A 25,362-nucleotide genomic window follows, 5' to 3' on the forward strand; every position below is an offset into this window, starting at 1 on the left:
GTAGACCGCGAGGGCGTCGACGACGGCGTCGATGCCCTTGTAGGGCACGGACTCGCGCTCGAGGCAGCGGCCGCGCAGCACCGCGAGCCCCGGCGCCTCGGCGCGGGCTTGGTCCAAAAAGCGCAGCACCAGCGCCGACTTGCCCAGGCCGCTGTCGCCGCGGATGTGCACGGCCACTGGTTCGAGGCGAGAGCGGATCGTGGCCAGGGCATCGCGGAGCACGGCGAGCTCGGCCTCGCGTCCGACGAAGGGCGCCTGGTTGCCGCTCGCTGCCCGCGGCGCGCTGGCGCTCGCCGGGCTCGGCGAGCCCGCGACACCCAGGGCCGCGAGCCAGGCCTCGGCTTTGGGCCGCTCGCCGGGCGCCGGGCTCAGGGCGCGGCGGCACAGGTCTTCGAGGGCCTCGAAGGTCTTCGAGCTCGGCGCGCTCTCGTGCAGGCGCTCGCGCAAGCTGGGGACGCTGCCGTGGCGCTTGTCGATGAGGATGTCGAGGATCTGGCCGCGGAAGGGCAGGGTGCCCGTGAGGCACTCGAAGAGCATCACGCCGACGGCGTAGTAGTCGACGGGGGGCCCGTGGTTGGCCTCGCCCGCCTGCTCCGGGGCCATGTAGGCCGGGGTGCCCATGATCTGCCCGTCGCGGGTCATGCCCTCGTCGCTGGACGGGTGGCTGGGCTGGGCGAGCTCGGAGATCAGCCCAAAGTCGAGGATGACGACCCGGCCCTCCCGCGTGATCAGCACGTTCGAGGGCTTGAGGTCGCGGTGCACGAAGCCCGCGCGATGCAGATGTCGCACGCCCGTGATCAGCTGCCGCAGGGCCCGGTTCAGCCGGACCAGGTTGGGCAGCTGGCCGTTGCCCACGCCCTGGCGCACGTAGTCGACGAAGGCCACGCCCTCGACGACCTCCATGGTGAAGAAGGCGCGGCCGTCGGGCATGACCACGAGCTCCTCGAGGGCCACGAGGTTGTCGTGGCGGACGTCGGCGAGGGCCCGAAACTCGCGCTTGAAGCGGTACAGGCGCGCGGCGTGGGTCTGGGACAGGACCTTGAGGGCGAAGCGCCGCTGGTCGCTGAGGCGCTGAGCGAGGAACACCTCACCCATCCCGCCCGCGCCCAGGCGCCGATCGATCCGATAGCCCCCGAGGGTCGCGCCCGGGCCCACGCGCCGGGGTGGGCTGCCCATGAGCTCGATGCCCTCGATGGTGCTCTCGGGGGGGGCTTCGAGGGTCTCCTGGGAGTCGTAGCCCGCTGGCGGCCCGCCGTCGACGAAGTCCAAGCTGGCGCCGGGGGCCGGCTCTGCCTCGGCGTCGGGGTCCGCTCCCGGGTTGGCGTCGAGGGTCGAGCCCAGCGCACCCGATCCGTCACCCGGGGCCGCGTCGACGGTCTCCCCCGCGTCGTCAGCCTCACCGCGGGCCCTGGACGGCCTCGTCCGCGGGGAGAGCCTGTTCGAGGGCTCGGGCATCGGTGGACCAGTGTACCCGGCGCAGGTCGGCGACGGTGTAGTCGTGTGTGCGGAATAGTGAACTGCAGAAACTGCATGTCATCCTCGCAGGCGCCGCTAGAATGGGCTCTGTCGGCCCGGGAATGCCCATGTAGTCATGGCAAGCTTTTTGCTCTGTACATCCGTAGATGCGATCGGGTTCGGCCGACAGCGACGCCAGCGAGGCGAGGGAGGGCACCGGCGCACCGGGTGTCGAGCTCGAAGCGCCCTCGGCCCAGCGCGTTCGGGTCGGCTTCCTCGTCGCCAGCGTGGGCATGGCGGCCTTGCTCTTGTTCGTGGCCGTGTCGACGTGGATGAGCGCCCGGGAGCTCGGGGACGCCGTGAGCGTGGGCCAAGCTTCGATCATCCGCGCCGAGATCATGCGCGGGGTGCCGCCGGGGCAGGCCGTCGACGAGCAGCTGCTCGAGGACACGCTGCGCGATCACGCCGACCTCGGGGTGTCCCACGTCGGCCTCTACGCCCTCGGCGGCGAGCTGGAGATCGGCGTGGGTGAGCCGGTGGCGAGCATCGACCGGGACGCGATCCGTCGCGTGAGTCGGGACCGGCGGGAGACCTTTCAGCTCGGCCAGCGGACCGTCGTGCGCATGGCCTTTCCCTTGCCGCCGCACATGCGCAACCGTCAGGGCTCTCGCCCGGACCGAGCGGGCCCCGAGGACGGGCAAGGGCCCGGTCGACCTCCCGGAGCGGGAGGCCCTGGTCGTGGCGGTCCCGGTCGTGGCGGTCCTGGTCCGGGCCCTGGCTTTGGCGGGGGGCCGCCCTTTCAGGGGCCGGGCCCCGGGGGGCACCTGGTCATCGAGTTCGAGCCCCGCCTCGCCCACGTGCTCCGCGTCCGGGCCAACCGCAGCCTGGCCGTCGGCATCGCCGGCGCCCTGCTCATGTTGCTCGCCGCCGTCGGCCTGTGGCGACTGTCCCTGAGCGTCGAGCTGAGCGAGCGCCGCTCCGCCCAGCAGCGTCAGCTCGCGGCCCTCGGCGAGATGTCGGCCGTCATCGCCCACGAGCTGCGCAACCCGCTGGCCTCGCTCAAGGGCCACGCCCAGCTCCTCGAGGAGCGCCTCGATCGCCTCGAGGTCGACGAGCGCACGCGCAGGAAGGTCGCCCGGGTCATCCACGAGGCCCAGCGCCTCGAGGAGCTCAGCTCCGGCCTGCTGACCTTCGTGCGCCTCGGCGAGATCGAGCCCAGCTCGGTCGCGCTCGAGACCCTCGTGTCCGAGGCCCTCGCGGGCCTCGACGCGGCCCGCGTCGAGGTCGACCTGCGCCGCGCCCCCGAGCGCTGGCCCCTCGACGCCGGGCGCATGCAGCAGGTGCTCGGCAACATCATCGACAACGGCCTGCAGGCCAGCGCCGAGGACCAAGGACGCGTCGACGTCCGCGTGTTCGTCGAGCGCGGCCGCTGTGTGTTCGAGGTCCGCGACCGCGGACCGGGAGTTCCGCTCGATGCTCGCGAGCGTATTTTTGAGCCATTCCACACTACCCGTACGCGAGGCACCGGTCTCGGCCTGGCGGTCAGCCGACGCATCGTCGAACTCCACGGAGGCACGATCGGCGTCACTGACCACCCCGAGGGCGGGGCGGTGTTTCGCGTAGCCATCCCCAGGCACGTGCGAGAGGAGACGTGACGAACATGGCAAGGATACTGGTAACCGACGACGAAGAGGGCATCCGCGAGTTCATCGCCGAGGTGCTCGAGGACGAGGGCTACGATGTCGAGGTCGCAGGCGACGGCGAGGAGGCCCAGGGCAAGCTGCGGCGCTCGGGCTTCTCGCTGGTGCTCACGGACCTCAAGATGCCGCGCATGGACGGCATGGCCCTGGTCCGGTGGCTGCGCTCGGAGCAGCCCGAGGTCGAGATCGTGGTCATGACCGCCCACGGCAGCGTCGACAGTGCGGTCGAGGCGATGAAGCTGGGGGTCTACGACTACCTGCAAAAGCCGCTGTCGAGCCCGGCGGAGCTGCGGCTCATCGCCGAGCGGGCGCTCGAGCGTCGGCGCCTCCGGGCCCTGCGCGAGGTCGTGTCCGAGGGCGTCGACGAGACCTCCCTGAGCTTCGGGGCGCCGGCGATGCGCCCGGTGGTCGCGGCCCTCGACAAGGTCGCGGTGACCGACGCGACGGTGCTGCTGCACGGCGAGAGCGGGACCGGCAAGGAGGTCGCCGCGCGGGCCCTGCACGCGGCCAGCCGCCGCCGCTCCGGCCCCTTCGTCGCGGTCAACTGCGCCGCGCTCTCGCCCACGCTGCTCGAGAGCGAGCTCTTTGGCCACGAAAAGGGCGCGTTCACGGGGGCCGCGGCCCGGCGCCGCGGCAAGATCGAGCTCGCCGCCGGCGGGACCTTCTTCCTCGACGAGATCGGCGAGCTCGACCTCAACTTGCAGGCGAAGTTGCTCCGCGTCCTGCAAGAGCGGGAGTTCGAGCGCGTCGGCGGCAACCAGACCCTGCGCGCCGAGGTCCGCTGGGTCGCCGCGACCAACTGCGACCTGCAGCAGATGATGCGAGAGGGCCGCTTCCGCGAGGACCTCTACCACCGCCTCTCGGTCTTCCCCGTCCACCTGCCGCCGCTGCGCGAGCGCCGGGAGGACATCGTGCCGCTGGCCGAGCGCCTGCTCCTGCGCGTCGCCGGGGATCTCGGCCGCCCGGGCCTGCGCCTGGATCCGGCGTCCCACGCCGCGCTCATGAACGCCGACTGGCCCGGCAACGTGCGCGAGCTGGCCAACACCCTCGAGCGCGCGGCGATCCTCGCCGACGGCGACGTCGTCGGCTCGGACGTGCTGTTCACCCTCCCGGGTCAGACCACCAGCTCGGTGTCGAGCATGGGCGCCGGGGCGGTCGCGCCGACCAACGGCTCGATCGTGTCCCTCGACGAGACCCACTCGCTGACCGAGCTCGAGCGCCTGGCGATCATCGCGGCGCTGCGTCGCCACGACGGCAACCGGCGCAAGGCCGCGGAGGAGCTGGGCATCGGGCTGCGGACCCTCTACGACAAGATCAAGCGCTATTCTTTGAACTGAGGGTTCACAGGGAGAAGGCGGCCAGCCAGGGCTGTTGCTCGAAGCGGCCGCCGACGAACACCAGCCCCGAGCCCGCGCCCAGGGTGCTCGGGCTGGCCGCGTCGCCGGGCGCGGTCAGGTGGAAGAGCTCGGGCTCCGGCCCGCCCCCGCCCTCGCCGAGCTCGTACTTGGCGACGACGACGCCCGCGTAGCCGGGGATGGTCGCGAACAGGGCCCCGGCCCCGTCGAAGATCAGCGGCCGCGCGGTCAGGCTGGGGATCCCCGGCAGGTCGCTCCGGGTCCACAGCGGGGCCCCCTGGGCGTCGCACAGGCTGACCGCGAGGGTGTAGTCGTCGCTCTCGCCCTCGCTCAGGATGGCCGCGGCGACCCGGTCTCCCCGCGTCGAGATCCACGGGCCCATGGTGAAGCCGCTGCCCAGGCTCGTCTGGGTGGCGACCAGGCCCTGGTCGTCGAGGGCCAGCGCGTAGCCGGCAGAGTTCGGCTCGACCAGGGCGCTGCTCGTGGCCAGCAGCCCGCCCTGTCCGTCTTCCCCGACCAGGGCGATCGAGGTCAGCTGGGTCGGCGGGGTGTCCGGCGCTCCCCCGTGGACGTCCGCGACGAGGGCCAGCTCGGCGCCCTGTCCGTCGTAGCGCGCCCAAAAGCCGCGCTGGTCGACGCTCCGGCCCGAGACGTAGACCTCGTCTTGGCCAGGCGCGCACTCGATTCCGCCGATCTCGTCGAACTCGGCGAGGCCTGGGGCGATGGCCTCGGACCACAGCGTCTCGCCGTCGACGTCGAGCTTGGTCAAGCGGGGAAAGACCTCGCTCCCGGGGCCCTCGTAGGGGAAGCCCAGGAAGTAGGTCTGCCCGGCCTCGTTGACGCACACGCGCTGCGGGATGTCGACGACGTCGCGGGACCACAGCAGCTCCCCGGACGCGCTGACGCGGTGCACCCAGCCGTCGAGGCCGCCCTCTTCGCCGGCGTCGACCTGGGCGACGAGCAGGTCCGTGTTCGGGGCGACGTCGAGGTCGCGCACGCTTCCGCCCTCGTCGCTGGGGAGCTCGAGGACCCAGACCGCCTCTTCCAGGTCGGGGCCGCCGGTGTCGGTGGAGTCGGAGTCCGTGTCAGTGGAGTCGGAGTCGGAGTCGGTGGAGTCGGTGTCGGTGTCGGAGTCGGTGGAGTCGGTGTCGGTCGAGTGGGTGTCCGAGCTCGCCGCTTCGTCGGTGCCAGGCTCGCCGTCGACACAGGCGGTCATGCTCACGCTCGCGTTGAGGCAGAGCCCGAGGGCGATGAACCACGAGCGAGGAGTCGCGGCGGGGGCGAGGCGAGCGGGGCAGATGGGCACGTAGTGGTTGTGCCACGGAGGCGAGGGTCGATCATCCCGTCAGCGTCGCTGGGCGCGGGCGAGGCCCTCTTGGAGGTTCGCGCAGGTCGTCAGCTGGCCCAGGTCGACGTTCAGGCTGACGATGGCCCGGGCGTTTTGCGGCGAGATGCCGACGAGGATCACCTGGGCTCCGAGCAGCCGGGCGCAGCGGGTCAGGCGGATCACCAGCTCGGCGCCGTCGGTGTCGAACATGGGCACGCCGGCGATGTCGAGGATGACCGAGCGGGTCTTCGCGCGGGAAATCTCGGCGAGCAAGCGCTCGGTCAGCAGCTCGGCCCGGAAGCGATCGAAGGTCCCGACGAGGGGCACGAGCAGCACCCCGGGGGCGACGGGGGCGATGGGCGTCGAGACCTCGCGGATCCGCTCGAGCAGGGCGGTCTTGTCGGCGAGGGCGATCTTCAGCTCGGCGAGCTGGAACTCGGCCCGGGCGATGTCGCGTTGGGCGCTCTGGTGCTCGAGGTCGTGCTCGCGCTCGACGACGAAGCGGGTCGTGCACACGCCGAAGAACTCGAAGCACCATTGCTCCACGGACGCGCGGGCGGCGTCGCTGGCCGCGTCGAGCACGGCCTGGCGGAGCTTGGACACGAAAAAGCGCAGGTCCGAGAAGCTCATGTCCGCAGGCTCGATCTCGGTGAACACGGCCTCCACGGCCTCACGCATGGCGCTGCGTTGGTCGGCCTCGACGTCGCGCTCGAGGGCCTCGACGGTCGCTTCGACGAGGGCCTGGCAGGCCGCCTCTCCGGCGGAGGAAAAGGCGCTCGCGCGGCGCCTGGCGAGCCGGGCGCTCACGCTCCCGATCAGCTCCTCGCGGGCCGATGTCAAAAGCGGCGGCCGCTGCATGGGGGTTCACCAGCTCACGCGGTAGACGCAGGTGCTCGGGCGTCCGTCACCTGGATCCTGGCAGCCTCCGGCGGCGTGCTCGATGAGCGGCTTGACGCCGAAGCGCGAGCAGGCCCCGGCGATCACGCCGAGGTTGAGGGAGCAGGGGCCCCAGGCCGAGTTCTCGATGACCGCGGCGTGCTCGTCCTCGAATTCGCAGGTGAAGCCGCCGACGTCGGGGCCGCGGGCGTTGAGCTTGAACCACGCGTCGAGGGAGCCCAGCAGCACTTCCACGCTGTTGATCTGCGGGGGGAAGAGCGCGGACTCGATCATGCTCCGCCCGATCTCGGTGAGCGCAGCCTTCCCGAGCTCGCGCTCGATTCGATAGAAGAACGCCACCGCCCACTCGTAGTCGTACCAGGTCTCGGGATCGATGCTCTCGATGTTCGCGTCGGCGAGGATCTTGTCGACGATGCCCTGATTGTCGGCGAGGGCGACGATGAACGTTGCGAGAGCGGCTCCACTTTGCTCGTTTTTCTCACCCACGATTTCAATGTATCAAGAATCGCGGGACGGGTGCCGTGAACGCGCGGTGAAATTCAACCGTGCATGACCACGGAAGCGACTCGGGCCCTGACCGACCCCGAGTTTGGGGGCCTCAACCTGCGGCCGAGAGCGCGCCGTCGTCCTTGGCCTGGGCCTCGGCGAGGGTCTCGAGCACCCGGGCGGCCTCGCGGGCGCTCGGGCGGGCCTCGGGATCGAGGGCCAGGCAGCCTTCGATGAGCTGCGCGAGGGCCTCGTCGACGTCGCGGACGATCAGCGGGCTCATGTCGAGGAGGTCGGCGCTCTCGCCCCTGCGCAGGCTCAGGGCCACGGGCACGGCGAAGGGGCGGATGCCGGCGAGGGTCTCGAAGGCGACGACGCCGAAGCTGAACATGTCCGAGGCGAGGGTCGTGGTGGGCGCTCCGAGGGCCAGCTCCGGGGCGATGTAGTGCGGGGTCCCGGCGAGCACCCCCGTGCGGGTCAGGCTGAGGCTCGACGACAGGCTCCCCCCGCTGGAGGCGGGGCTCGAGGTCTCGCTCATCGTCGCTTCTTCGGACTCGTCCGCGGGCTCGCTCCCGTCCGCCGCCGCGTCAGGCTCGAGCGGATCGGGGTCCGCGAGCTCCCTGGCGGTGTCGGCATCTGGCGAGGACGTGCCCGCTGGCCGGCGCAGCTCGGGGAGCTCCGAGGTGCCCAGGCGAGAGATGCCAAAGTCTGCGATCTTGGCGTGGGCCTGCCCCCGCTCGGCGGACTCCTCGGTGGTGCGCAGGAGAATGTTCTCGGGCTTGAGGTCCCGGTGCGCGACGCTGGCGGCGTGCAGGGCGACGAGGCCCCGGGCGACCTGGGCCAGGACCGAGGTGGCCTCCTTGGCCGGGAGCACCCCCCGAGCCAGGCGCTTGCGCAGGCTCTCGCCCTCGACGAGCTCGAGGATCACGTACATGAAGCCCTGGGTCGACACGTCGATGTCGCGGACGCGGACCACGTTGGGGTCGACGATCTTGCTGGCGATGTGGGCCTCGCGGGCGAGGCGGGCGAGGGTCGTCCCGCTGCTCTCGCTGGCGATCTTCATCGCCCAGCGGGACTCGTCGCTGAGCCGGGCGACCTCGTAGACCATGCCCATGGCCCCGGACCCGAGCACCCGCTCGATGCGGTAGCGCTCGTTGACCTCGGTCCCCGGGAGCAGGATCTGGCGGCTGTTCTCGGCGCCCTCGACGAGGGCCAGGGCGGTGAACAGCTGGGCCGAGCGGTCGGCGATCTGGGCGCGCAGGTCCTCGTTGAGGGCGGCGGTCCGCGAGCGCTCGAGCTCCAGGGCCTCGAGCTGCTCGCCGAGCTCGACGTTGAGGGCGTCGGACTCGCGCAGCGAGCGGATGTGGCTGCGGCTGAGCAGCAGCGACAGGAACAGGGCGAAGGCGGCCAGGCCCAGGCCCGCCGGGCGCACGCCGCCGAGGGGGTCGACGAAGCCGAGCCAGCAGCTCAGGTCGGCCCAGGTGCCCAGGCTCAGCCCGACCCACGCGGCCAGCAGCAAGCCCACGTCGCCGTGGCGCTCGACCTCGCCGCGTCGCCACAGCCGGACGAGGATCACCATCTGGTAGACGCTGGTCACCGCGACCGCCACGACCACCGCCGGGGCGCTGATGGTCGTGGCCACGAAGGGCCCGGGGACGAGGACGGCCACGACCGCCGCGAGGGCGAGGAGGCCCAGCAGCCAGCGCGGCGGCTCGCTCAGCCCGGCGGTCCGCAGACAGCTCGGGTCGAAGTGGGTGTGGGTGAAGAACAGCGAGGCCGTCAGCGCGGCGAGCAGGCCGAGCTCGACGAGCACCGTGTCGAGGGGGCCCAGCCAGGTGGTCAGGCCGGAGGTGAAGGCCGGGTAGACGGTGGCGCTGAGGGCCTGGATGCCGAACCACATGTACGGGCGACGGCGGCGATCGAGGGAGTAGATCAGCAGGCAGGTCAGGCCGATCTGGGTGAGCAGCCCGACGGCGAGCCAGGAGCCGCGAATGTTGACGGCCTCGATGGTGCGCGCCCGCGGATCGGGGGCGCCCGCGGGGAGCAGCATGGGTTTGTTGGTCAGCCACGCGCTCTGGGACCAGCCATGCTCGATCCGCAGCGCGAGCTCGAGCTCGCCGTCTTCGCTGAGCCGCGCCGGCACGCGCCAGCGTCGGGGGTGGGCGACGCGGTAGCCCGCGTAGCGCTGGTCGGGGTGGAGGCGCTCGCCGTCGGCCTCGACCTCGAGCTGGGCCTGGAGCAGGGGGATGCTCAGATCGAGGGCCTGGCCGCGGAGCTCGGGGGGCAAGGACACGTGGGCGCGCAGGGTGTAGCGCGTCCGCGGCTCGACCTGGTCCTCGAACCACGCCGGGAGCTCGATCGTCTGGACTGATTGGACTGACTGGACTGATTGGCCCTGGCGCCCGGCGTCGAGTTCGAACGCGTCGATCGTCTGGCTGGGACCCTGCACGCATGCGGTGCCGAGCGCGAGCAGGATCAGCAGCCACGGCCACAACCATTGGCGCAGCCTCCGGGGGGACGCCAAGCGCGGCGCCGAGGAGGGTCCACCGCCAACCATCGAAGGATCAGCATATCACTGGCAACCATTGCCGACAGGCTCGATTGAGAGCCAAGGGGCGTGGTGTGCTCGATCCCTCTACTGACTCGAAGGTAGACTGGGCCCGTGCCGGAGCTCCCCGACATCACCCTCTACGTCGAGCACCTGCGTCGGCGCGTCGTGGGCGAGACCCTGAGCCGGCTCCAGATCCTGCACCCCTTCGTGCTCCGCTCCGTCGAGCCGAGCCTCGGCAGCCTCGCGGGCAAGCGCGCGACCGGGGTCTCGCGCCTCGGCAAGCGCGTGGTGCTCACGCTCGAGGGCGAGGTCCATGTCGTCATCCACCTGATGATCGCAGGACGCCTGCACTGGAAGGCGCCGGGGGCGAAGCTGGGGAGCAAGCGCACCCTGCTCGCGGCGCACTTTGACCACGGCGCGCTGACCCTGACCGAGGCGGGCAGCAAGCGACGGGCGTCGGTGCACCTCGCCCTCGGCGCGGAGGGGTTGGCCGCGCACGACCCGGGCGGCGTCGACGTGTTCGAGGCGAGCAGCTCGGAATTCGGCGCGGCGATCCAGGCCCGCAACCACACCCTCAAGCGCGCGCTCACGGATCCGCGCATCCTCGACGGCATCGGCAACGCCTACTCCGACGAGATTCTGCACGCGGCCAAGCTCTCGCCCATCAAGTGGACCTCGCGGCTGAGCGCGGCCGAGATCGAGGCCCTGCACGCGGCGTGCAAGTCCTGCCTCGAGGCCTCGACGGCGCGCTTGCGCGAGGACTTCGGCGAGGGCTTCCCGAGCAAGGTCACGGCCTTTCGCGCCGACATGGCGGTGCACGGCAAGTACGGCGAACCCTGCCCCGAGTGTGGGGATCCGGTGCAGCGAATCGTCTACGCCTCGCGCGAGACCAACTACTGCGCGACCTGCCAGACCGGGGGCAAGCTGCTCGCCGACCGCAGCCTGTCGCGCCTGCTGGCCAAGGACTGGCCCAAGAGCCTCGAAGCCCTCGAGGCCTTCAAGGACGAGCGCCGGCGCTAGAGCGCCGATCGGTGCGCTAGCAGTCGCCCACCCCGGCCACGCCGGGACCCATGATCCAGGAAAGCGTCGTCCACGGACTCAGCTGGCGTTGAACCCGTGGGCGGCTGCCTTTCTCGGTAGGACATCGGAGAAGTCCTCACGACACCTCGCTTGGTCTTTTCGCCGAGCTCTTTGTCGCCAAAACTTGCGGTGGGATCCACCACAGCGGCGCTTTGGCTCCGCGATCTCGACGAAAATCCACGGCGCGAGGAGCCGCGATGACTTCTCCGATGCCCTGCTAGCTGGCGCGAACACCCGAGTGTGCGACACTGGGGTCATGCGGCGGTGCTCGGGGGGGCGTCTGGGCTGGGGCAGAGCCGGCAACACTCGGCGCGGGTCCCTGGTCTACACGGCCCTGGGCCTGAGCGGGGTGGCGCTGTCCCTGGTCGGCTGCGTGTCCGACAGCCAGTGCGGCATCTGTGATCCCAAGCGCCTGGTGCTCCACAGCCTGTCCGGGCCCAACTACCGCGGCGAGCTGGTCCACTCGCTCAGCGAGGGCACGGGCGAGGTGCGCTACTTCGTCGACGACATCGGCGACTGCCTCGAGCGCCCCGAGGCCCTCGAGTCCGAGCGCGGGCCCGAGGAGTACTGCAAGCTCTCGCCGCTGATCACCGCCGAGGGCGTGCAGTTCGTGTTCAACAACCTCCTCGACGGCGACTCCGTCGAGTCGATCCGGCGGCGCCTCGACGACCCCGCGCAGCTCGAGGTCTACGACTGGAAGGTCGGCGTCGCCCACATCGAGGGGCCGATCACCCGCTACAACGGCGACTTCGACCCCGGCGACTCCGAGGGCTTTGCGAGCGTGCCTCGGGCGGTCAACCTCAGCTGCATCGACAACCTGCGCGCGGAGGGCATCGACTTCGACGCCCAGGTCCTGGCCGAGAACCCGGAGATCTGCGACGGCACCTTCGTCCACGGGGGTCGACGCCTGCCCCGGCGGGTCGAGCCCGAGGGCGTGATGGGCTCCTTCCGCGGGCAGACCGACTGGCGCGCGCAGGGCTGCGAGGCGCCCCTCGAGGGCCCCGACACCTGCTGCTCGCCCTGCGACTTTGCGACCTCCGTGGACGTCGCGCGCTACGGGGTCGATAGCCTGGGCCACGCGCGCACGCCCTACACGGCGATCGAGTGCGACACCGCGGCGGTGTTCCAGAGCTGCCGGAATTTCTCGCCCTCCGTCGACCGCAGCGCCGAGATCCAGCGCTACGCCTACGAGTGGCTCGGCGAGGCGCGGGTCTGGAACATGCCGCTGGCCGACGCCGTGCGCGAGACCCATCCGGACGACCGCCCCGAGGGGATGTTCGAGGGCCCGAGCTGCACCAGCTACGAGGACTGCCCGGCGGGGGAGGTCTGCGTGGGCGAGACGGAGGACGGCGAAGCCTGCGAGGTGCCGAACCCGAACTGCGGCGACAACGTGGGCCACTGCGAGCCCGAGTGGTTCGTGGACTGCGAGTACGCGTGGGACGACGCCGAGCTGCCGGTGTGCGTCGACACCCGCTTCGACGTCCGGGCCGCGGGCGCGTGCCGGGTCGTGAGCGCGGAGTTTTTGGCCTGTCCGCCCGACGCAGACTGCGAGAAGGTCGACGCGGGCTCGCGCCTGTCCCTGTGCGACGTCGATCCCTCCGACGGCTTCCTGAGCGTCGACGAGTGCTGCAAGGAGGAGCTGGGCCACGAGCCGGGGCTGCGCTGCGACCCGCTCATGCAGCCGGCGGTCGAGGCCGTGGCCCGCTACGACCGCCGCGCGGACCTGCCCCGGGAGGTGCGCGAGTGCTTTTGCGGGGAGCCCAGCGAGCAGCCCTCGATCTGCGCGGACGCGATCGAGGTCGGCTGCACCGCGCCCTGGGGGGCGCTCGAGCGCGCGGACGGGGACAGCAACGAGGGCCACTACCTCGGGCGCTTCGTGACCCGCGAGGGCGGGGTGGCCTACGACCCGGCGCTCAAGGCCGTGCTCTACGAGCCCGCGGATCTGGGCAACACCCGGCGGGCGCTCGTCGAGGCCTGCGCCGAGCAGCGCGGGGACGTGGGCCCGCTGACCGCCCTCGACGGCTGGCGCATGCACGACGAGGGGCCCGTCGAGACCGCGGAGAACTTCGACCGCGGGCTGTGCTCGGCCTCGGACTACGCCGTCGTGTTCGCCGCCGAGGGCGAGCAGATCGTCGACAAGCTCGGCAACACCCTGGCCAGCTCCGTGCCCGTGGGCGCCGACGGCCCGCGCCTGCGCTACCCCTTCTCGACCCCCGAGTTCCACGTCGTCCCCGACAGCGGGACGCCCGTGGACGAGCAGATCATCAGCGCGTGCGAGGACTTCAGCCTGCGCCTGTCCAACAAGTACGCCCTCGCGCCCCGGAACCTGCGCAAGCTGGCGATCGTGGCCCTCGAGCGCGACGCGACGCCGGGGGCCGTCGACGCCGAGGGCGTGCCCTGCTCGGTCAGCGAGTCGCCCGCGTGCTGGGTCGAGGGCCACGTGGTCGCGGGCGGGCAGGGGTGCAGCGACTCCCCGGAGCTCGTCGGCGAGGACGCGCCGCCGTGCCTGCGCGTCGACGTGTCGGGGCAGGGCGAGGGGGTGGTCCGGGTGAGCGCCGACCGGCCGGGCTTCCCGACCTGGCTCAGCGAGGCCAGCGAGGAGCCGGACCAGTTCGGCCGGCCGCGCACGGGTCGCTACCGCCTGCGCGTGCCGGGCCTCGAGGGCTTCGACTCCTGGGCCGAGCTCGCGGCGGTGCTCGACCAGGCCGACGCCAACCCAGACGCCGCGGCCGCGGCCGAGCTCGCCTACGCGTCCGCCTTTCACGACGTGTGCGGCATGCCGCTGATCGGCGCCGGGGCCTCGGGCTACCGGGACCACCGCATCGACTTCGTCATCGACCCGCCCAGCTGCGGCCGCGACCCGGACCAGGACGGCGTCGACCTGGCCTGCGACAACGCGAGCGGGCAGGCCAACGCCGACCAGCGCGACTCGGACGCGGACGGCATCGGCGACGTCGCGGATCCGTGCCCGCTGGGCGGGGGCTACGCCAACCCCGAGGGCAACGCCGACACCGACGACGACGGGATCGGCAACGCCTGCGACAGCTGCGGGCGGGCGACCACGCTCTACAACTACGGCGACTTCGAGCCGGCGGATCCGCGCCTGTTGGTGCGCGGGAACCCAAACCAGTCGGACTACGACGGCGACGGCATCGGCGACGTCTGTGACAACTGCCCGGCGGTCGCCAACTGCAGCGGCTTTGGCCCGGGCCAGCCCTACGTGTTCGGCGCGGCCATCAACGTGTTCGCCGACGACTGCCAGATCGACGCGAACGAGGACATGATCGGCGACGCCTGCCAAGTCGGCGTGGACGAGCCCGGCGTCGGCGCGCAGATCCTCGGCCACGCCGCGGGCCCGGTGGGCTTCGCCAACGACGACGACTTCGACCAGGACGGCCTGAGCAACCTCGTCGACCTGTGTCCGCGCCTGCCCGTGGACATCCAGCCGTGCTCCGACGCCGAGCCCTGCCCCCCGGGGCGCAGCTGCTCCGACCCCCTGGGCGGCGTCTGCAACCACCTCGACAGCGACGGCGACCAGAGCGGGGACGCCTGCGACACCTGCCCCTCGGTGTTCAACCCCGTGCAGGGGGTCCCCGGCGGCCCGGAGCTCGACGACCCCGACGAGGACTTCGTCGGTACGCCTTGCGAGCGCGGCGAGGACTGCCGCGAGGCCGACTCGCCGCGGGGCCTGGCGTTCATGGCCGTCGCGGTCGAGGGGACCTGCTGCACGACGACCTACCCGGGCGACGGCGTCTACGTCGAGCACGAGGACGGCAGCTGGGGCTGCGAGGGGCTGTGCGACCCCTACGGCTTCCCGGTGGTCCGCGGCTGCGCGGACGTGGCCAACCCCGACCTGGACGTGCCCGACGGGGTCCACTGCCGCCCGCTGCCCGACGCCCTCGAGTCGGCGCCCGGGGTGTTCGAGCTCCCGCCGGGCTGCGCCGAGGCCCTCGAATTCTACGGCATGTGCGACCCCGGCGACCCCGGCTGCGCCCCGGCCCAGGCCAACCCGCGCTTCGTGGTCGAGGCCGGCGACGACCCAGGCTCGGTGTGGCGCTACCTGTGCAGCCTGCCCACGCCCGACCAGGACTTCGACGGGATCGGGGACGCCTGCGACCTGTGCCCGCTGGCCTTCGACCCCGACAACCGCGTGGGCGAGAGCTTTGGCAACGTCGAGCTCGGCTACTACTGCTCCGGGGCGTTCGCGTGGGCGGAGCTGTGCGTGGACGAGAGCGAAGGGGAGACGGGCACGGACACCGACACGGATTCAGGGTCCGACTGAGCCGATTGATCTGATTGATCTGATTGATCTGATTGATCAGGACGAAGAGCGGGGACCGGAGTCGAACCGGCTTCCTCCGCCTTGCAGAGGCGGCGCATCGTCCGTTGTGCTACCCCGCTCGAGTGGGAGGAGTGTAGCGTAGCGGGTCGACAGGCGAGAGTCGGGTTCGAACCGACGTCCTCCGCAGGATGAGTGCGGCGCATCGTCCACTGTGCTACCTCGCCGCGTCGAGCTTACCAGGGGACCTCGGCGTAGTCCTTGAGCAGCACGCCCCAGATCGGGCGGCCGGCGAGGCCGCGGGCCACGGGGTCGAGGATGCGGGCGGCGGCGTCGTCCATGTCGAGGGGCGGGTGGAAGCCTTCGGCCTCGGCCTTGGCCCGGGCGGCGGCGGGCCCTTCGTGGCTGACCCAGCCAGGGTCGACGCTGACCATGTAGATGCCGCGCTCGGCGTAGTCGTGGGCCGAAGTCCGGGTGATCATGTTGAGCCCGGCCTTGGCCATGTTGGTGTGGGGGTGGCGGACGAGCTTGGTGGTCCGGCGAAACTGGCCCTCGACGGCGGTGACGTTGACGACGTAGCGGTCGGGGAAGGGCGAGCGCAGCAGGGCGGGCTCGAGGCGGCTGCACAGCAAGGCGGGGACGATGGCGTTGACGACCTGGGTCTCGACCATCTCGACGGGCGGGACCTCGGCCAGGCGCATGACCCAGCTGTGCTCGCGGCGTAGATCGATGGCCAGGTCGACGCCCTCGAGGCTGCGGCCGAGGGCAGGGCGGGAGCCGCTGTCCGGGGCCCCCCAGCGCTCGACGGCGAAGCCCGGCGTATCTGGAGGCCGCGGGCCAGGGAGCGCCGTCGCTGCGGCTCGGGCCTCCGCGGCGTACAGGGCCGCGTAGTGCTCGGGCCCGTGCCACACCGTCTGCGCAGCGTTGTTGATCAGCAGGTCGAGGTGCCCCGACGCGGGGTCGCGCCAGGCCTCGATGGCCCGCATCACGTCGTCGAGGCGGCGAAAGTCGAGGCCGTGGATGGTCAGCCGCTCGCCCCAGCTCGCGGCGTCGGGCTCGGCGGCATAGCGCTGGGCCGCGTCCGCGGGGAAGCGCGTGGTCACGGCGACCTCGGCTCCCGCCCGCAGGCAGCGCAGGGCGGTCGCGTAGCCGATCTTGACCCGCCCGCCGGTGATCAGCACGCGGCGCCCGGCGAGCGACACGGGCAGCTCGCGCATGGCCTGGGAGGCGTCGCCGCAGCGCGGACACAGCGAGCGGTAGTAGCCGTGGAGCTCGCGGTAGGGCTGCTTGCAGACGTAGCAGGCGCGCTCGCGCAGGGTCTGAGCGGGGGCCGGGGCCGGGGCCTCGCCCGCTCCGGCCTGGCCGGTCTGTTCGCGCAGCGCCCGATCGTGGGCGGCCGTCGCTCGGCGTCGGGCGGCCTTGCGTCGCTTCTTGGCGTGCTTGCGCAGGTGCGCCGCCGCGTTCTCGAGGGCGAGAAAGCGCGGGTCGTTGGGCTCGAGCTCGCGGCTGCGCTCGAGCAGCTCGAGGCAGGTGGCGAGCTCGTCGTCCGTCAGGCTCACCGCCCGATTGTATCCGAGCGCCGGCCCTCCATTGCGAGCGATGAGCCGTTTTGGCCCCCTCGGCGGACGTCGAGCTGTGCCCTCGACGACGCGCTCGCTCTTGCTCTCGTGCCTCGCCGTGGCGGCGTGCACGGCCCCGCCGCCCCAGCCGCTGTCGCTGTCGAGCGCCCCCGCGGTCGTCGACGACGCGCCGCGCTTCGACTACCGCCACACCCCCGAGGCCGCGCCGCAGCCCGAGCCACCCCTGGGCCACGTCGGCCCCAACGGCCAGTGCCCCCGGCTGCGGGTGTTCAGCGATGCCGAAGATCTGTGCCGGCGCGGGATCCTGGCCGACATCCCCCTGGGCCGCTGCGGGCGGCTGGGCGACGCGGCGACGGGCTCGGACGTGAGCGCGAGCAAGCGCAGCACCCGAGCCCTGGGTGGGCGGGCCGAGCTCTTCGTCCGCCACTGGGTGCGCTCGGACGACCGCGACGACGTCTACCTGGCCCTGCGCGGCGACAACGGCTACGTGCTGCTCGGGCAAGTCGCCGAGTTCTACTCGCAGTTCAACGACGCCCCCGAGTTCCGCCGCTTCCGCGGGGACGCAGACAGCCTCGAGATCGTCACGCGCCAGCTGTGGTGGTTCGCCGGGCCGGACGATGGCGAGGTGACCCTGGACAGGCGCCTGACCTTTGCCCGCGACGCCGAGGGGGCGATCCGCCGCGACCACGCGTGCCCGGACCTCGCCCTCGATCTGCCCCCGCCGCCCCTCGACTGCGAGGCCGTCCGCGCCTTCGACTGGAGCGCGCTGCCGCGGGCCGAGGCGGTCGAGTGGGACAGCACCTACGAGGGGGAGGCGCTCTTGGGCAGGGCCCTGGGCGAGCTCGGTCTGACCTGGCGGGACATCGACGAGTACGGGGACCCGCCGCGCGCGCGGGAGACCCGGGTCCAGTACCAATCGCTGACGGTGATCCAGCCGAAGCCCCGGGGTCGCTGGGTGCTGATGCGCGAGCAGCTGCCACTGCTGACCAGCTCGCGCGAGGTGCGGATCGGCGAGGGCCCGGGGGGCTACTACGCGCGCAGCTGGGAGGGGAAGCGCGAGCGGATCCACCGCCTGGATCTCACGACGGCCACGGCCGACCCCGTGCTCCCCGGGGCCTGCGGCGAGCTCGAGGATGAGGATGAGGATGAAGGGGAGGTCGAGGTGGTCGAGTAGGCGCTCAGGCGCGCTCCCACTCTGCCCGCAGCAGCCCAAACCAGTCGATGTCGACCGCGCGCCCGCGGATCACCACGAAGCGACGCAGCCGGCCCTCGTGCCGCATGCCCACGGCCTCGGCCAGCCGCCGCGAGGCCGCGTTGTCGGCGGTGCTGTGGCACTCGACCTTGGCCAGGCTCGGCCAGGTCTCGAAGGCGTGGTCGAGGGTCGCGCGCACGGCCTCGCGGGCGTAGCCCTGGCCCCAGCGGTCGGGGTCGAGGGCGTAGCCGAGGTCGGCCTTGTAGTTGGGCGCGTCGAGGCTCAGGCGCACGCTGCCGATGGGCGCGTCGCTGGGGTCGTTGGCGAGGCACAGGGCCCAGGTCGCGTCGACGCTCCAGTCGGCCAGGCGCAGCCGGGCGAGGCGCTCCTCGGCGTCGTCGCGGGTGTAGGCGCCTGTCTCGGGCAGGGGCAGGGGCAGGTGGCGGGCGAAGCCGGGCTTGCGCGAGTAGGCGAGCACGGCCTCGACGTCGCCGAGCCCAAAGGGCCGTAGGCGCAGCCGCGCGGTGCTCCGCTCGCGCTCGAGCTCGCTCGCAAACAGGGCCTCGCTCATCTCACTCGCTCGTCGTCATGGTCCGCACGAGGGTCGAGTAGACCTCGCGCCAGGCGAGCTCGACCTCGGGGGTGAAGTCCTCGCCGAGGTAGCGCTGCAGGGTCGCCAGCAGGGCGCCGCCGACGTGCTTGTAGTCGCTCAGGGTCGCACCGTAGTCGACGTGGCGCTGGCCGAGCTCGCGGACCGTGGCCTCGATGGCCGCGAAGTCGTCGAGGCCGCGGACGGCGAGGGCCAGGGTGTCCATGAGCATCTGCTGCTGCCGCGCCATGTCGGTGTGCTCGAACAGCTCGATGGCGGCGGGGTGGCGCTCGAACAGGTCGTCGTAGAAGTCCTGGGCGAAGGCCGGGGCCTTGCCGCCGAGGCGATCGAAGCTGCTCTGGACCAGGAACACGACGTCGCTCTTGGCGAAGTCGAGGACCTCGACGAAGGTCACGGACTTGGCCCCGATCTGGGCGTGGAGCTCGGCCCCGAGCTCGAGCTCGAGGCCCTCGATGGCGGCCACGGGCGCGAGCACCTGGCCGCGGTGGGCGAGGGTGCAGGCCTCCCGGGCCTGGCGCACGGCGGCGCCCATGAGCACGCGATCGCGGGTCGCGGGGTCGGCCGAGGCCTCGGGCGTGGTCGCCTCGAGCAAGGTGCCCGTGCCCACGCCCACGGTCACGCCGACCTGGGCGCCGAAGTGCTTGATGACGTAGGGGTTGAGGGCCCGGATCCGCGCCGGCGTGCGCAGGGCGACGCGGACGGCCCGGCGCATGCCCTCGAGGTCGGGCTCGAAGGCGGCGACGACGGTCGTGCCCTCGATGCCCGCGAGCCGCCCCCCGTTGATGGCCACGAGCTCCTGGAGCGGAGCGATGGCCCGCTCGAGCACGTGCACGGCGTCGTCGGGGAAGCCCTCGGCGAGGACCTCGTCGATGCCGTCGAGGCGCAGGGCGAGCACGTTCGCCGAGCACGAGCTGGCCACGCGGCTCTGGGTCGAGCGGCGCATGTCGGCCATGTTGGCCTCGTTGGGATCGCTGACCAGGCGCCGGACCATGCACGGCCCGAGGACCCGGGCCTGGCAGGCCAAGCGGGTGCTCGCCGGCCACTGCCGCCGCTCGGCGATGCGCTGCTCGAGGGGCGGGCGGGGGCTGAGGTTGTCGCGGCCCTGGAGCACGACCACGCGGCAGGTCGAGCAGCGCGCGTTGCCGCCGCAGGCGTGGAAGTGGGGGATGCCGGCGTTGAGCGAGACGTCGAGCAGGGTGTCGCCCTCGGGGGCCGAGGCGACCACGCGCTCGCCGGGCTCGCGGAAGCTGACCCGGTGGGTGAGCGCCGGGGTCTTGGGCGCGAGGCTGTTCGAGCCCTGGGCGGGCATGGTCGTCTGGGCCTGGGTGAAGCTCGGGACGTCGCGGGCCTCCGTCGAGGCCCCGCGCACGGGGGCGTGGGTCTCGAAGCCGTCCCAGTCGAGCTCGTCGCCGGTGTCGAGGGCGTCGGCGATGGCCTTGGACAGCTGGGCCGTGGGCGCGACGGTGTTCACGCCCGCGCGGCGCAGGACCTTGTCGAGGGCCCGCCCCGCGGCGCGTGCGTCGGGGAAGCGCAGCGAGGGCTCGCGCTCGACGCAGGCCGCGAACCAGTCGTCGAAGCCCTCGGGCAGCAACCCGCTGCGCCCAAACTCGCTCGCGCGCTCCGTGGCCGTGGGCAGGGGATCGACGAGCATCTCGCGCCACAGCCGAGGCATGCCCGAGCCCTCGACGGTGGCCAGCCAAAAGGGATAGCCGACGAGCATGCGGAACACGACCAGGCCCAGGGACCAGACGTCGGCGGCCGGGGTGATGTCGGCGCTCGACTGGCTCTGCTCCGGGGCCATGTAGCCTGGGGTGCCCACGGCCAAGGTCGCGGCGCGGATGCGCGTGCGCAGCTTGGCGATGCCGAAGTCGAGGATCTTGACCATGAAGGGCACCCCGACCACTCGCGAGCGCGACAGGAACACGTTCTCCGGCTTGACGTCGCGGTGAACGATGTTGACGTCGTGGGCGGCCGAGAGGGCGTGGACCACCTGCCCCGTGACTTGCGCGACGTCGCCGAGGGCCATGGCCCCGCGCTGTTGGACGTGGCGCTCGAGATCCTGGCCCTCGAGCAGCTCCATGGCCAGCCAGGGCGTGCGCGTGGGCCCGTCGATGCCGGCGGCGACGACCTGCACCACGTGATCGCTGTGGATGCGCGCACCAATTCGGGCTTCTTGTTCGAAGCGCTCTCGGGCCCGCGCGTCCATGGAGAAGGAGGCGTGCAAGATCTTGATCGCGCGCTCGTAGCCCGTGGGCAGGTGCGTGGCGGCGTAGACCGTGCCCATGCCCCCCTCGCCGATGCGCTGACCCAGGCGAAACTCTCCGCCGATCGTCGACCCTGGCTGAACCCCCCGATTCATTGCGCCTCACTGTAGCAGGCAGCGCCCGAGGGCGCGCCGACTCTGGCATACTCTGCAACCATGAAGTTGCGTCACTCGTGGGGATCGATGCTGGCCGGCCTGGCCACGACCTTCGTCGCCGGTCTGGCCGTCGGCTGCACCGTCGACAGCATCGGCGAATCGACGTCGGCCTCGGGCTGCATCAACGACGCGTCGTGTCCGGCGGGCCTGGTGTGCGTCAACGGGGCCTGCGTGCTGGACACCTCCAGCGATGACGACGACGACGACACCATCGGAGACGAGGTCGGGACCGACGCGGGCGAGAGCTCCAGCGAGGGCTCGGACGACACGACGACGACCACCGAGGGCGGCTGCGAGCCCGGGACCTTCGGCTGCCCCTGCTTGCCGGGCAACGAGTGCGGTCCGGGCCTCGAGTGCGTCGACGGAGTCTGCGGGCTCGAGGGCAGCGGCGAGTCGACGAGCACCGACGGCGGGACCACGGGCGGCGGCACGACCACGGGCGGGACCACGACCGGCGGCGGCTCCGACTTCGGGATGTGCGGCTGGAACGCGATGTCCGGCTACTACGACTGCATGCAAAGCGGCGCCGACCCGAGCATGCAAAACCCCATCGAGTGCCCCAACGTCGCCCTGATGGAGGGCGCGGCGTGTCCCCAGGGCCTGACCTTCGAGGGCTGCTGCGAGCCCGGCGGGGCGCTCTGGTACTGCGAGAACGGGGTCGCCACGACCCTCGACTGCGGCTGAGGGCGAAGCTCGCCGGTCAGCCGCGGCGGCGGTGCTCTGCGGGGGTCCACCAGCCCTCGGGGTCCGCCGGCGCCTGGCCGATGACCACGCGGCCCGTGCCCTCGACGCGGTCGCGGCCGTCCTCGCCGACGAGGCCGCGCTGCCACAGCAGCCGGGCGACCGCGCCCGCGCTGGGGTAGCCGACGACCCGCCCGTCGTAGGCGGCGACGCGGCTGCCCTCGGGCTCGCGGACGAGGTTGATGTAGATGCCGGCGACGCGCTCTTTGGGCTCGAGCTCGTCGGCGAGCACGCCCACGTCGTCGGCGTAGCTGGCCCGCGAGCCCATGCCGACCAAGGTCGCGCGCAGGTCGGCCCCGCGCAGGCGGCCGGCGCTGATGTCCGCGAACAGGCAGTAGATCAGCGCGTCCCGCTCGGCGTCGTCGCCGAACAGGTGGATCTGCGTCTTGGGCGGGAAGGCCCGGGCGAGCAGCAAGAGCGCGCCGAGCTTGAAGGGGGTGTGCTCGCGCAGGCTGTCGAAGTGGCGCCGGCGGAACACCTCGACCTGGTCCTTGTAGGTGATGCCGTCGAACTCGACGCCGTCGATGAGCATCTTGCGCTCGATGGCGCGGCGGATGAAGGGCGGGCTGGCGGTGATGAAGAACAGCGGGGCGTGGCCGCGCTCGCTCGGCCCGGCCCGGAGGGCGTGCAGCAGGGCGGTGGTCCCCGGCAGCGCCCGCTTGTCGACGGCGAACTCGAAGGGGATCTTGAGCATGCCCTTGACCTGGCTAAAGCGGGTGTCGAGCCAGGTCTTGTCGATGTCCCAGATGTAGGCGGGGCCGGCGTAGTCCTCGGGCAAGCTGCGCTGGAGCTTGCGGACCATGGGGAAGGGCGCGCGGATGATCTCGTACTCGGCGTCGGGATCGTCGAAGTCGTCGACGTCGCCGAGGCGCTCGCCGTGGTCGTCACCTTTGCGCTTGCGGGCCATGATCGGGGCTTCCGGGTGCTTCAATCCTAGCGCTTCTTGGTCGCCGCGGCCCGCGTCAGGCTGGGATCGATGTCCTCTTGAACCGCACCGGTCATCAGCTCGCGCAGACCCTCGGCCGGGGTCAGGCCGTCGTAGAGCACCCGATAGACGGCGTGCATCAAGGGCGCGCGCAGGCCCAGCTCGCCGGTGAGCTGCTCCGCGATCTTTGCGGCCTTGACCCCCTCGGCGACCATGCCCAGGGAGTCCACGGCTTCCTTGAGGCTCATCCCCCGGGCCAGGGCCGCGCCCACCCGGTGGTTGCGAGACAGGGGGCTGGCGCAGGTCACCATCAGGTCGCCGATGCCGGCGAGGCCCGAGAAGGTCATGGGGTCGGCGCCCAGGGCCACCCCCAAGCGGGCGATCTCGGACAGGCCGCGGGTGATCAGCAGGCTCTTGGCGTTTTCGCCCAGCTCCATCTGCGTGGCCATGCCGGCCGCGATCGCGATGATGTTCTTGAGCGTCCCGCCGAGCTCCACGCCGACGACGTCGGTGTTGCCGTAGACCCGCAGCTGGTGGCTCTTGAGCACCTCGCGGGACACCTCGATGACCCGGGGGAAGCGCGACGCGACCACGGTGCCGGCGGGCTTGCCCGCGCACATCTCCCGGGCGATGTTGGGCCCGGACAGCACGCCGATCTGACGCAGGCAGGTCTCGGCCCGAATGATCTCGGTCATCCGCCGGCCGGTCCCGAGCTCGAGGCCCTTGGTCGCGTGCACGGCCAGCTGGTTGGGGCGCACCAGATCGCCCAAGTCGGCGCACACGCTGCGGAAGGCCTGGGAGGGGATGACCAGGAAGAGCAGCTCGGCCTCCTCCACGGCCTTGGCGAGCTCGGTGGTCGCGGTGATGTGCTCGGACAGCTCCAGCCCCTTTAGGTAGCGAGAGTTGCGGCGCTGCTCGTTGATCTCGGCGCAGGACTCCTCGTTGCGGCCCCACAGCGTGACGGGGATGCCGTTTTGGCCGATGAGGTGGGCGACCGTGGTCCCCCAGTTGCCCGCTCCGAGGACGCTGACCCGGGTCGTTGCGGTGGTGTGCTCAGCCACGGAGGCCTCCCCGGTTGCTGGCGTGGACCAAGCTGGCCGCGCCGCGCAGGCCGTAGCCGTCGAGGCGGTTGCGGTAATAGAACATCAGGTTCGCGTCTCCGATGTGCAGGCGTACGCCCTTGCGCTGGACGACCGGGCGGGAGTGGTAGGTGCCGAAGCTGCGCAGGGCCGCGCGGATGAGTTCGCGGGTGTCGCCCGCGGCGACCTCGGGGCTCAGGCGCAGGCGGTCGGCCCGGGCCAGCTCGGCGAGCTCGGCCAGCAGGGCGTCGAGCTCGTCCTCGACCTCGGGCATGGCCAGGCTCTGCTCGGGGCCGATGGAGCCGAGGAAGCGGTAGAGGTCCCGGGGCCTGCGGTTGCGGTAGAGCAGCTCGAAGCAGGCGAAGGCCAGGACCGTGGTCGGGTGGACGAGGTTCTCGCGGAAGAACTCGTCGACGATGCGGCCCTCGAGGGCGCGGGTGTACTCGGCGTCGCGGACCGGGTCGGCGACCACCTCGCCGTCGACCTCGAGGTAGCCGCGGGGATCGATGGGCCGGCCCTTGGGGTCGTAGCTGACGCCCTCGCCGTCGACGACGTTGCCGAAGGGGTCGAGGGCCTTGCCAAAGCGCAGGTGGATCTTGAGGTCGAGGGAGAACAGCCCGCGCAGGAAGTCGAGCCAGCGCTCCCACCGGCTGAACTCGTCGTCGACGATGATGTAGCGGCTCTTGCCGGCCTCGGCGAGCCAGTCCTCGATCAGCGTCGAGGCCTCGAGCACCAGGGGGTAGCTGATGGTGCAGGGGACCACGAAGCACTTGGGCCGGTCGCGGCGGTGGACCAGCTTGTTGCGGTAGGCCGCCAGCGAGCAGCCCAAAAGGCCCTTCTTGAGCTGGTCCTCGACGCCCCCGGAGCGGCTGCGCGTGCCCCCGGGGAAGAACAGGTTGTCCTGGCCGAACTCCAGCGAGACCGTGGCGTACTCCTTGAGGGTCTGTTTGTAGAGCGGGTCGCGCTTGCGCCGATCGACGGTGTAGGCGCCCAGGTTGTACATGGACTTGCCGATGATCGGGTTGCGGAACAGGTTGAGCCCCGCGCCGTAGGTCAGCGGCGGCAGCCCCAGGTGGTAGATCGCAAAGCCGAGGATCAGCGAGTCGAGGTTGGAGCTGTGCGTGGGCGTGACCACCAAGGTGCCGTGCTCGCGCAGGCGGGCGAGGTTGGCGATGTCGCCCTCGACGATCACGTGCTTGTCGAGGCTGGGGATGGCCTGGCCGCCCATCAGCCGGCGCGGGGACAGCCCGGTCAGCAGGGCGCTGAGCATGGGCGGGGCGACCCGGGTGGCGACCTTGTAGAAGGTCGGGTTGAAGTTGCCGGCGATCTCGTTGGCGTAGCGGTGGACGACGCGCTCGAGCAGCCGGGCCTGCTCGGCCTCGGACACCCGGGGCAGCTCCCGGCGAATGCTGGCGTAAAAGGCCTTGTCGGCCCGGGCCTCCTCGTCGTCGCTGTCGGCCTTCTTGAGCCGGTCGAGCTCCCACCACAGGGTCTCGTTGATGAGCTCGGCGAGGGAGGGTGCGTCCGCCCCCGCGCCCAGATCACCGGCTCGCTGCGCCCGGGCGCTCATGCGCTCGATGATGCGGCCCGTGACCTCGGAGACGACCTTGGCGACCTCGTCTGCGGTCAACATGTGCCGAGAGTGTAGGCGAGCCGCGCGACTCGCGTCCATCTCGTTTTGTCGGC

General features: G+C 71.8%; 17 protein-coding genes and 2 tRNA genes. 6 read left to right on the forward strand and 13 right to left on the reverse strand.

All coding sequences use genetic code 11. The annotated features are described in order from the left end of the window. Positions 1-1,455: serine/threonine-protein kinase (locus PPSIR1_RS28250; RefSeq protein ID WP_006974619.1), on the reverse strand; the 1,455-nt coding region annotated here is incomplete at its 3' end. Between the two features lie 167 nt (positions 1,456-1,622). On the opposite strand from PPSIR1_RS28250, the gene PPSIR1_RS48360 reads away from it, so the two are divergent. Beyond that, positions 1,623-3,110, forward strand: coding sequence for a sensor histidine kinase (locus PPSIR1_RS48360; RefSeq protein WP_006974620.1), 1,488 nt, complete (start codon positions 1,623-1,625; stop codon positions 3,108-3,110). A 5-nt stretch (positions 3,111-3,115) separates the two neighbouring features. Continuing rightward, complete coding sequence (locus PPSIR1_RS28260) at positions 3,116-4,492, forward strand: sigma-54-dependent transcriptional regulator (protein ID WP_045116917.1); 1,377 nt, start codon at positions 3,116-3,118, stop codon at positions 4,490-4,492. A gap of 4 nt (positions 4,493-4,496) precedes the next feature. On the opposite strand, the gene PPSIR1_RS49610 is transcribed toward PPSIR1_RS28260, so the two are convergent. From PPSIR1_RS49610 to PPSIR1_RS28280, 4 genes are all read right to left on the reverse strand, one after another. Further along, complete coding sequence (locus PPSIR1_RS49610) at positions 4,497-5,816, reverse strand: hypothetical protein (protein WP_006974622.1); 1,320 nt, start codon at positions 5,814-5,816, stop codon at positions 4,497-4,499. A gap of 39 nt (positions 5,817-5,855) precedes the next feature. Beyond that, positions 5,856-6,644, reverse strand: a complete 789-nt coding sequence (locus PPSIR1_RS44060; protein WP_053335437.1) for an STAS domain-containing protein — start codon at positions 6,642-6,644, stop codon at positions 5,856-5,858. A 57-nt stretch (positions 6,645-6,701) separates the two neighbouring features. Further along, complete coding sequence (locus PPSIR1_RS28275) at positions 6,702-7,220, reverse strand: hypothetical protein (RefSeq protein WP_006974624.1); 519 nt, start codon at positions 7,218-7,220, stop codon at positions 6,702-6,704. 112 nt (positions 7,221-7,332) lie between these two features. Next, entirely contained in the window at positions 7,333-9,777 is a 2,445-nt protein-coding gene (locus PPSIR1_RS28280) for a protein kinase domain-containing protein (RefSeq protein WP_086001766.1), read from the reverse strand. A gap of 105 nt (positions 9,778-9,882) precedes the next feature. On the opposite strand from PPSIR1_RS28280, the gene PPSIR1_RS28285 reads away from it, so the two are divergent. Next, positions 9,883-10,791 carry an Fpg/Nei family DNA glycosylase gene (locus PPSIR1_RS28285; protein ID WP_006974626.1) on the forward strand — a complete coding sequence of 303 codons (909 nt, stop codon included), beginning with the start codon at positions 9,883-9,885 and terminating at the stop codon, positions 10,789-10,791. A 316-nt stretch (positions 10,792-11,107) separates the two neighbouring features. After that, positions 11,108-15,133, forward strand: coding sequence for a thrombospondin type 3 repeat-containing protein (locus tag PPSIR1_RS28290; RefSeq protein WP_232296561.1), 4,026 nt, complete (start codon positions 11,108-11,110; stop codon positions 15,131-15,133). Positions 15,134-15,179: 46 nt separating this feature from the next. On the opposite strand, the gene PPSIR1_RS28295 is transcribed toward PPSIR1_RS28290, so the two are convergent. The 3 genes from PPSIR1_RS28295 to PPSIR1_RS28305 form a co-directional block, all read right to left on the reverse strand. Beyond that, positions 15,180-15,252: transfer RNA gene (locus PPSIR1_RS28295), tRNA-Ala, on the reverse strand. A 32-nt stretch (positions 15,253-15,284) separates the two neighbouring features. Next, positions 15,285-15,357: transfer RNA gene (locus PPSIR1_RS28300), tRNA-Met, on the reverse strand. 9 nt (positions 15,358-15,366) lie between these two features. Beyond that, positions 15,367-16,689 carry an SDR family NAD(P)-dependent oxidoreductase gene (locus tag PPSIR1_RS28305; protein WP_006974628.1) on the reverse strand — a complete coding sequence of 441 codons (1,323 nt, stop codon included), beginning with the start codon at positions 16,687-16,689 and terminating at the stop codon, positions 15,367-15,369. Positions 16,690-16,729: 40 nt separating this feature from the next. Here PPSIR1_RS28305 and PPSIR1_RS28310 point away from each other — a divergent pair, with 40 nt between their 5' ends. Then, the gene (locus tag PPSIR1_RS28310) at positions 16,730-17,884 is read left to right on the forward strand and encodes a hypothetical protein (RefSeq protein ID WP_157596065.1); all 1,155 of its coding nucleotides are present in this window, start codon (positions 16,730-16,732) and stop codon (positions 17,882-17,884) included. A 4-nt stretch (positions 17,885-17,888) separates the two neighbouring features. Here PPSIR1_RS28310 and PPSIR1_RS28315 read toward each other — a convergent pair whose 3' ends face one another. Next, the gene (locus PPSIR1_RS28315; RefSeq protein WP_006974630.1) at positions 17,889-18,473 is read right to left on the reverse strand and encodes a GNAT family N-acetyltransferase; all 585 of its coding nucleotides are present in this window, start codon (positions 18,471-18,473) and stop codon (positions 17,889-17,891) included. 1 nt (position 18,474) lies between these two features. Continuing rightward, a complete protein-coding gene (locus tag PPSIR1_RS44065) occupies positions 18,475-20,871 on the reverse strand; it encodes a protein kinase domain-containing protein (RefSeq protein WP_006974631.1) in 2,397 nt (798 codons plus the stop codon). 60 nt (positions 20,872-20,931) lie between these two features. On the opposite strand from PPSIR1_RS44065, the gene PPSIR1_RS28325 reads away from it, so the two are divergent. Continuing rightward, positions 20,932-21,615, forward strand: a complete 684-nt coding sequence (locus PPSIR1_RS28325) for a hypothetical protein (protein ID WP_157596066.1) — start codon at positions 20,932-20,934, stop codon at positions 21,613-21,615. Positions 21,616-21,631: 16 nt separating this feature from the next. Here PPSIR1_RS28325 and PPSIR1_RS44070 read toward each other — a convergent pair whose 3' ends face one another. From PPSIR1_RS44070 to PPSIR1_RS28340, 3 genes are read right to left on the reverse strand one after another with little or no spacing between them, the layout of a single operon-like run. Further along, positions 21,632-22,579 (reverse strand): phosphatase domain-containing protein, encoded by a 948-nt coding sequence (locus tag PPSIR1_RS44070; protein ID WP_053335438.1) that lies wholly within the window; start codon positions 22,577-22,579, stop codon positions 21,632-21,634. 26 nt (positions 22,580-22,605) lie between these two features. After that, on the reverse strand, positions 22,606-23,658 hold the full coding sequence (locus tag PPSIR1_RS28335) for an NAD(P)H-dependent glycerol-3-phosphate dehydrogenase (protein ID WP_006974634.1): 1,053 nt from the start codon (positions 23,656-23,658) through the stop codon (positions 22,606-22,608). Next, positions 23,651-25,309, reverse strand: coding sequence for a 1-acyl-sn-glycerol-3-phosphate acyltransferase (locus PPSIR1_RS28340; RefSeq protein ID WP_006974635.1), 1,659 nt, complete (start codon positions 25,307-25,309; stop codon positions 23,651-23,653). The genes PPSIR1_RS28335 and PPSIR1_RS28340 overlap by 8 nt, the downstream gene beginning before the upstream one ends. Positions 25,310-25,362 lie beyond the last annotated feature (53 nt).

This window comes from Plesiocystis pacifica SIR-1, from assembly GCF_000170895.1.
Taxonomy (GTDB): Bacteria; Myxococcota_A; Polyangia; order Nannocystales; family Nannocystaceae; genus Plesiocystis; species Plesiocystis pacifica.

Excerpts from the sequence above, each read along its gene's own strand:
- PPSIR1_RS28260 (WP_045116917.1), top strand. The coding sequence starts at position 3,116 with ATGGCAAGGATACTGGTAACCGACGACGAAGAGGGCATCCGCGAGTTC.
- PPSIR1_RS28325 (WP_157596066.1), top strand. The coding sequence starts at position 20,932 with ATGAAGTTGCGTCACTCGTGGGGATCGATGCTGGCCGGCCTGGCCACG.
- PPSIR1_RS44070 (WP_053335438.1), bottom strand. The coding sequence starts at position 22,579 with ATGGCCCGCAAGCGCAAAGGTGACGACCACGGCGAGCGCCTCGGCGAC.
- PPSIR1_RS28290 (WP_232296561.1), top strand. The coding sequence starts at position 11,108 with ATGCGGCGGTGCTCGGGGGGGCGTCTGGGCTGGGGCAGAGCCGGCAAC.
- PPSIR1_RS48360 (WP_006974620.1), top strand. The coding sequence starts at position 1,623 with ATGCGATCGGGTTCGGCCGACAGCGACGCCAGCGAGGCGAGGGAGGGC.
- PPSIR1_RS28315 (WP_006974630.1), bottom strand. The coding sequence starts at position 18,473 with ATGAGCGAGGCCCTGTTTGCGAGCGAGCTCGAGCGCGAGCGGAGCACC.
- PPSIR1_RS28340 (WP_006974635.1), bottom strand. The coding sequence starts at position 25,309 with ATGTTGACCGCAGACGAGGTCGCCAAGGTCGTCTCCGAGGTCACGGGC.
- PPSIR1_RS28280 (WP_086001766.1), bottom strand. The coding sequence starts at position 9,777 with ATGGTTGGCGGTGGACCCTCCTCGGCGCCGCGCTTGGCGTCCCCCCGG.
- PPSIR1_RS44065 (WP_006974631.1), bottom strand. The coding sequence starts at position 20,871 with ATGAATCGGGGGGTTCAGCCAGGGTCGACGATCGGCGGAGAGTTTCGC.
- PPSIR1_RS28310 (WP_157596065.1), top strand. The coding sequence starts at position 16,730 with ATGAGCCGTTTTGGCCCCCTCGGCGGACGTCGAGCTGTGCCCTCGACG.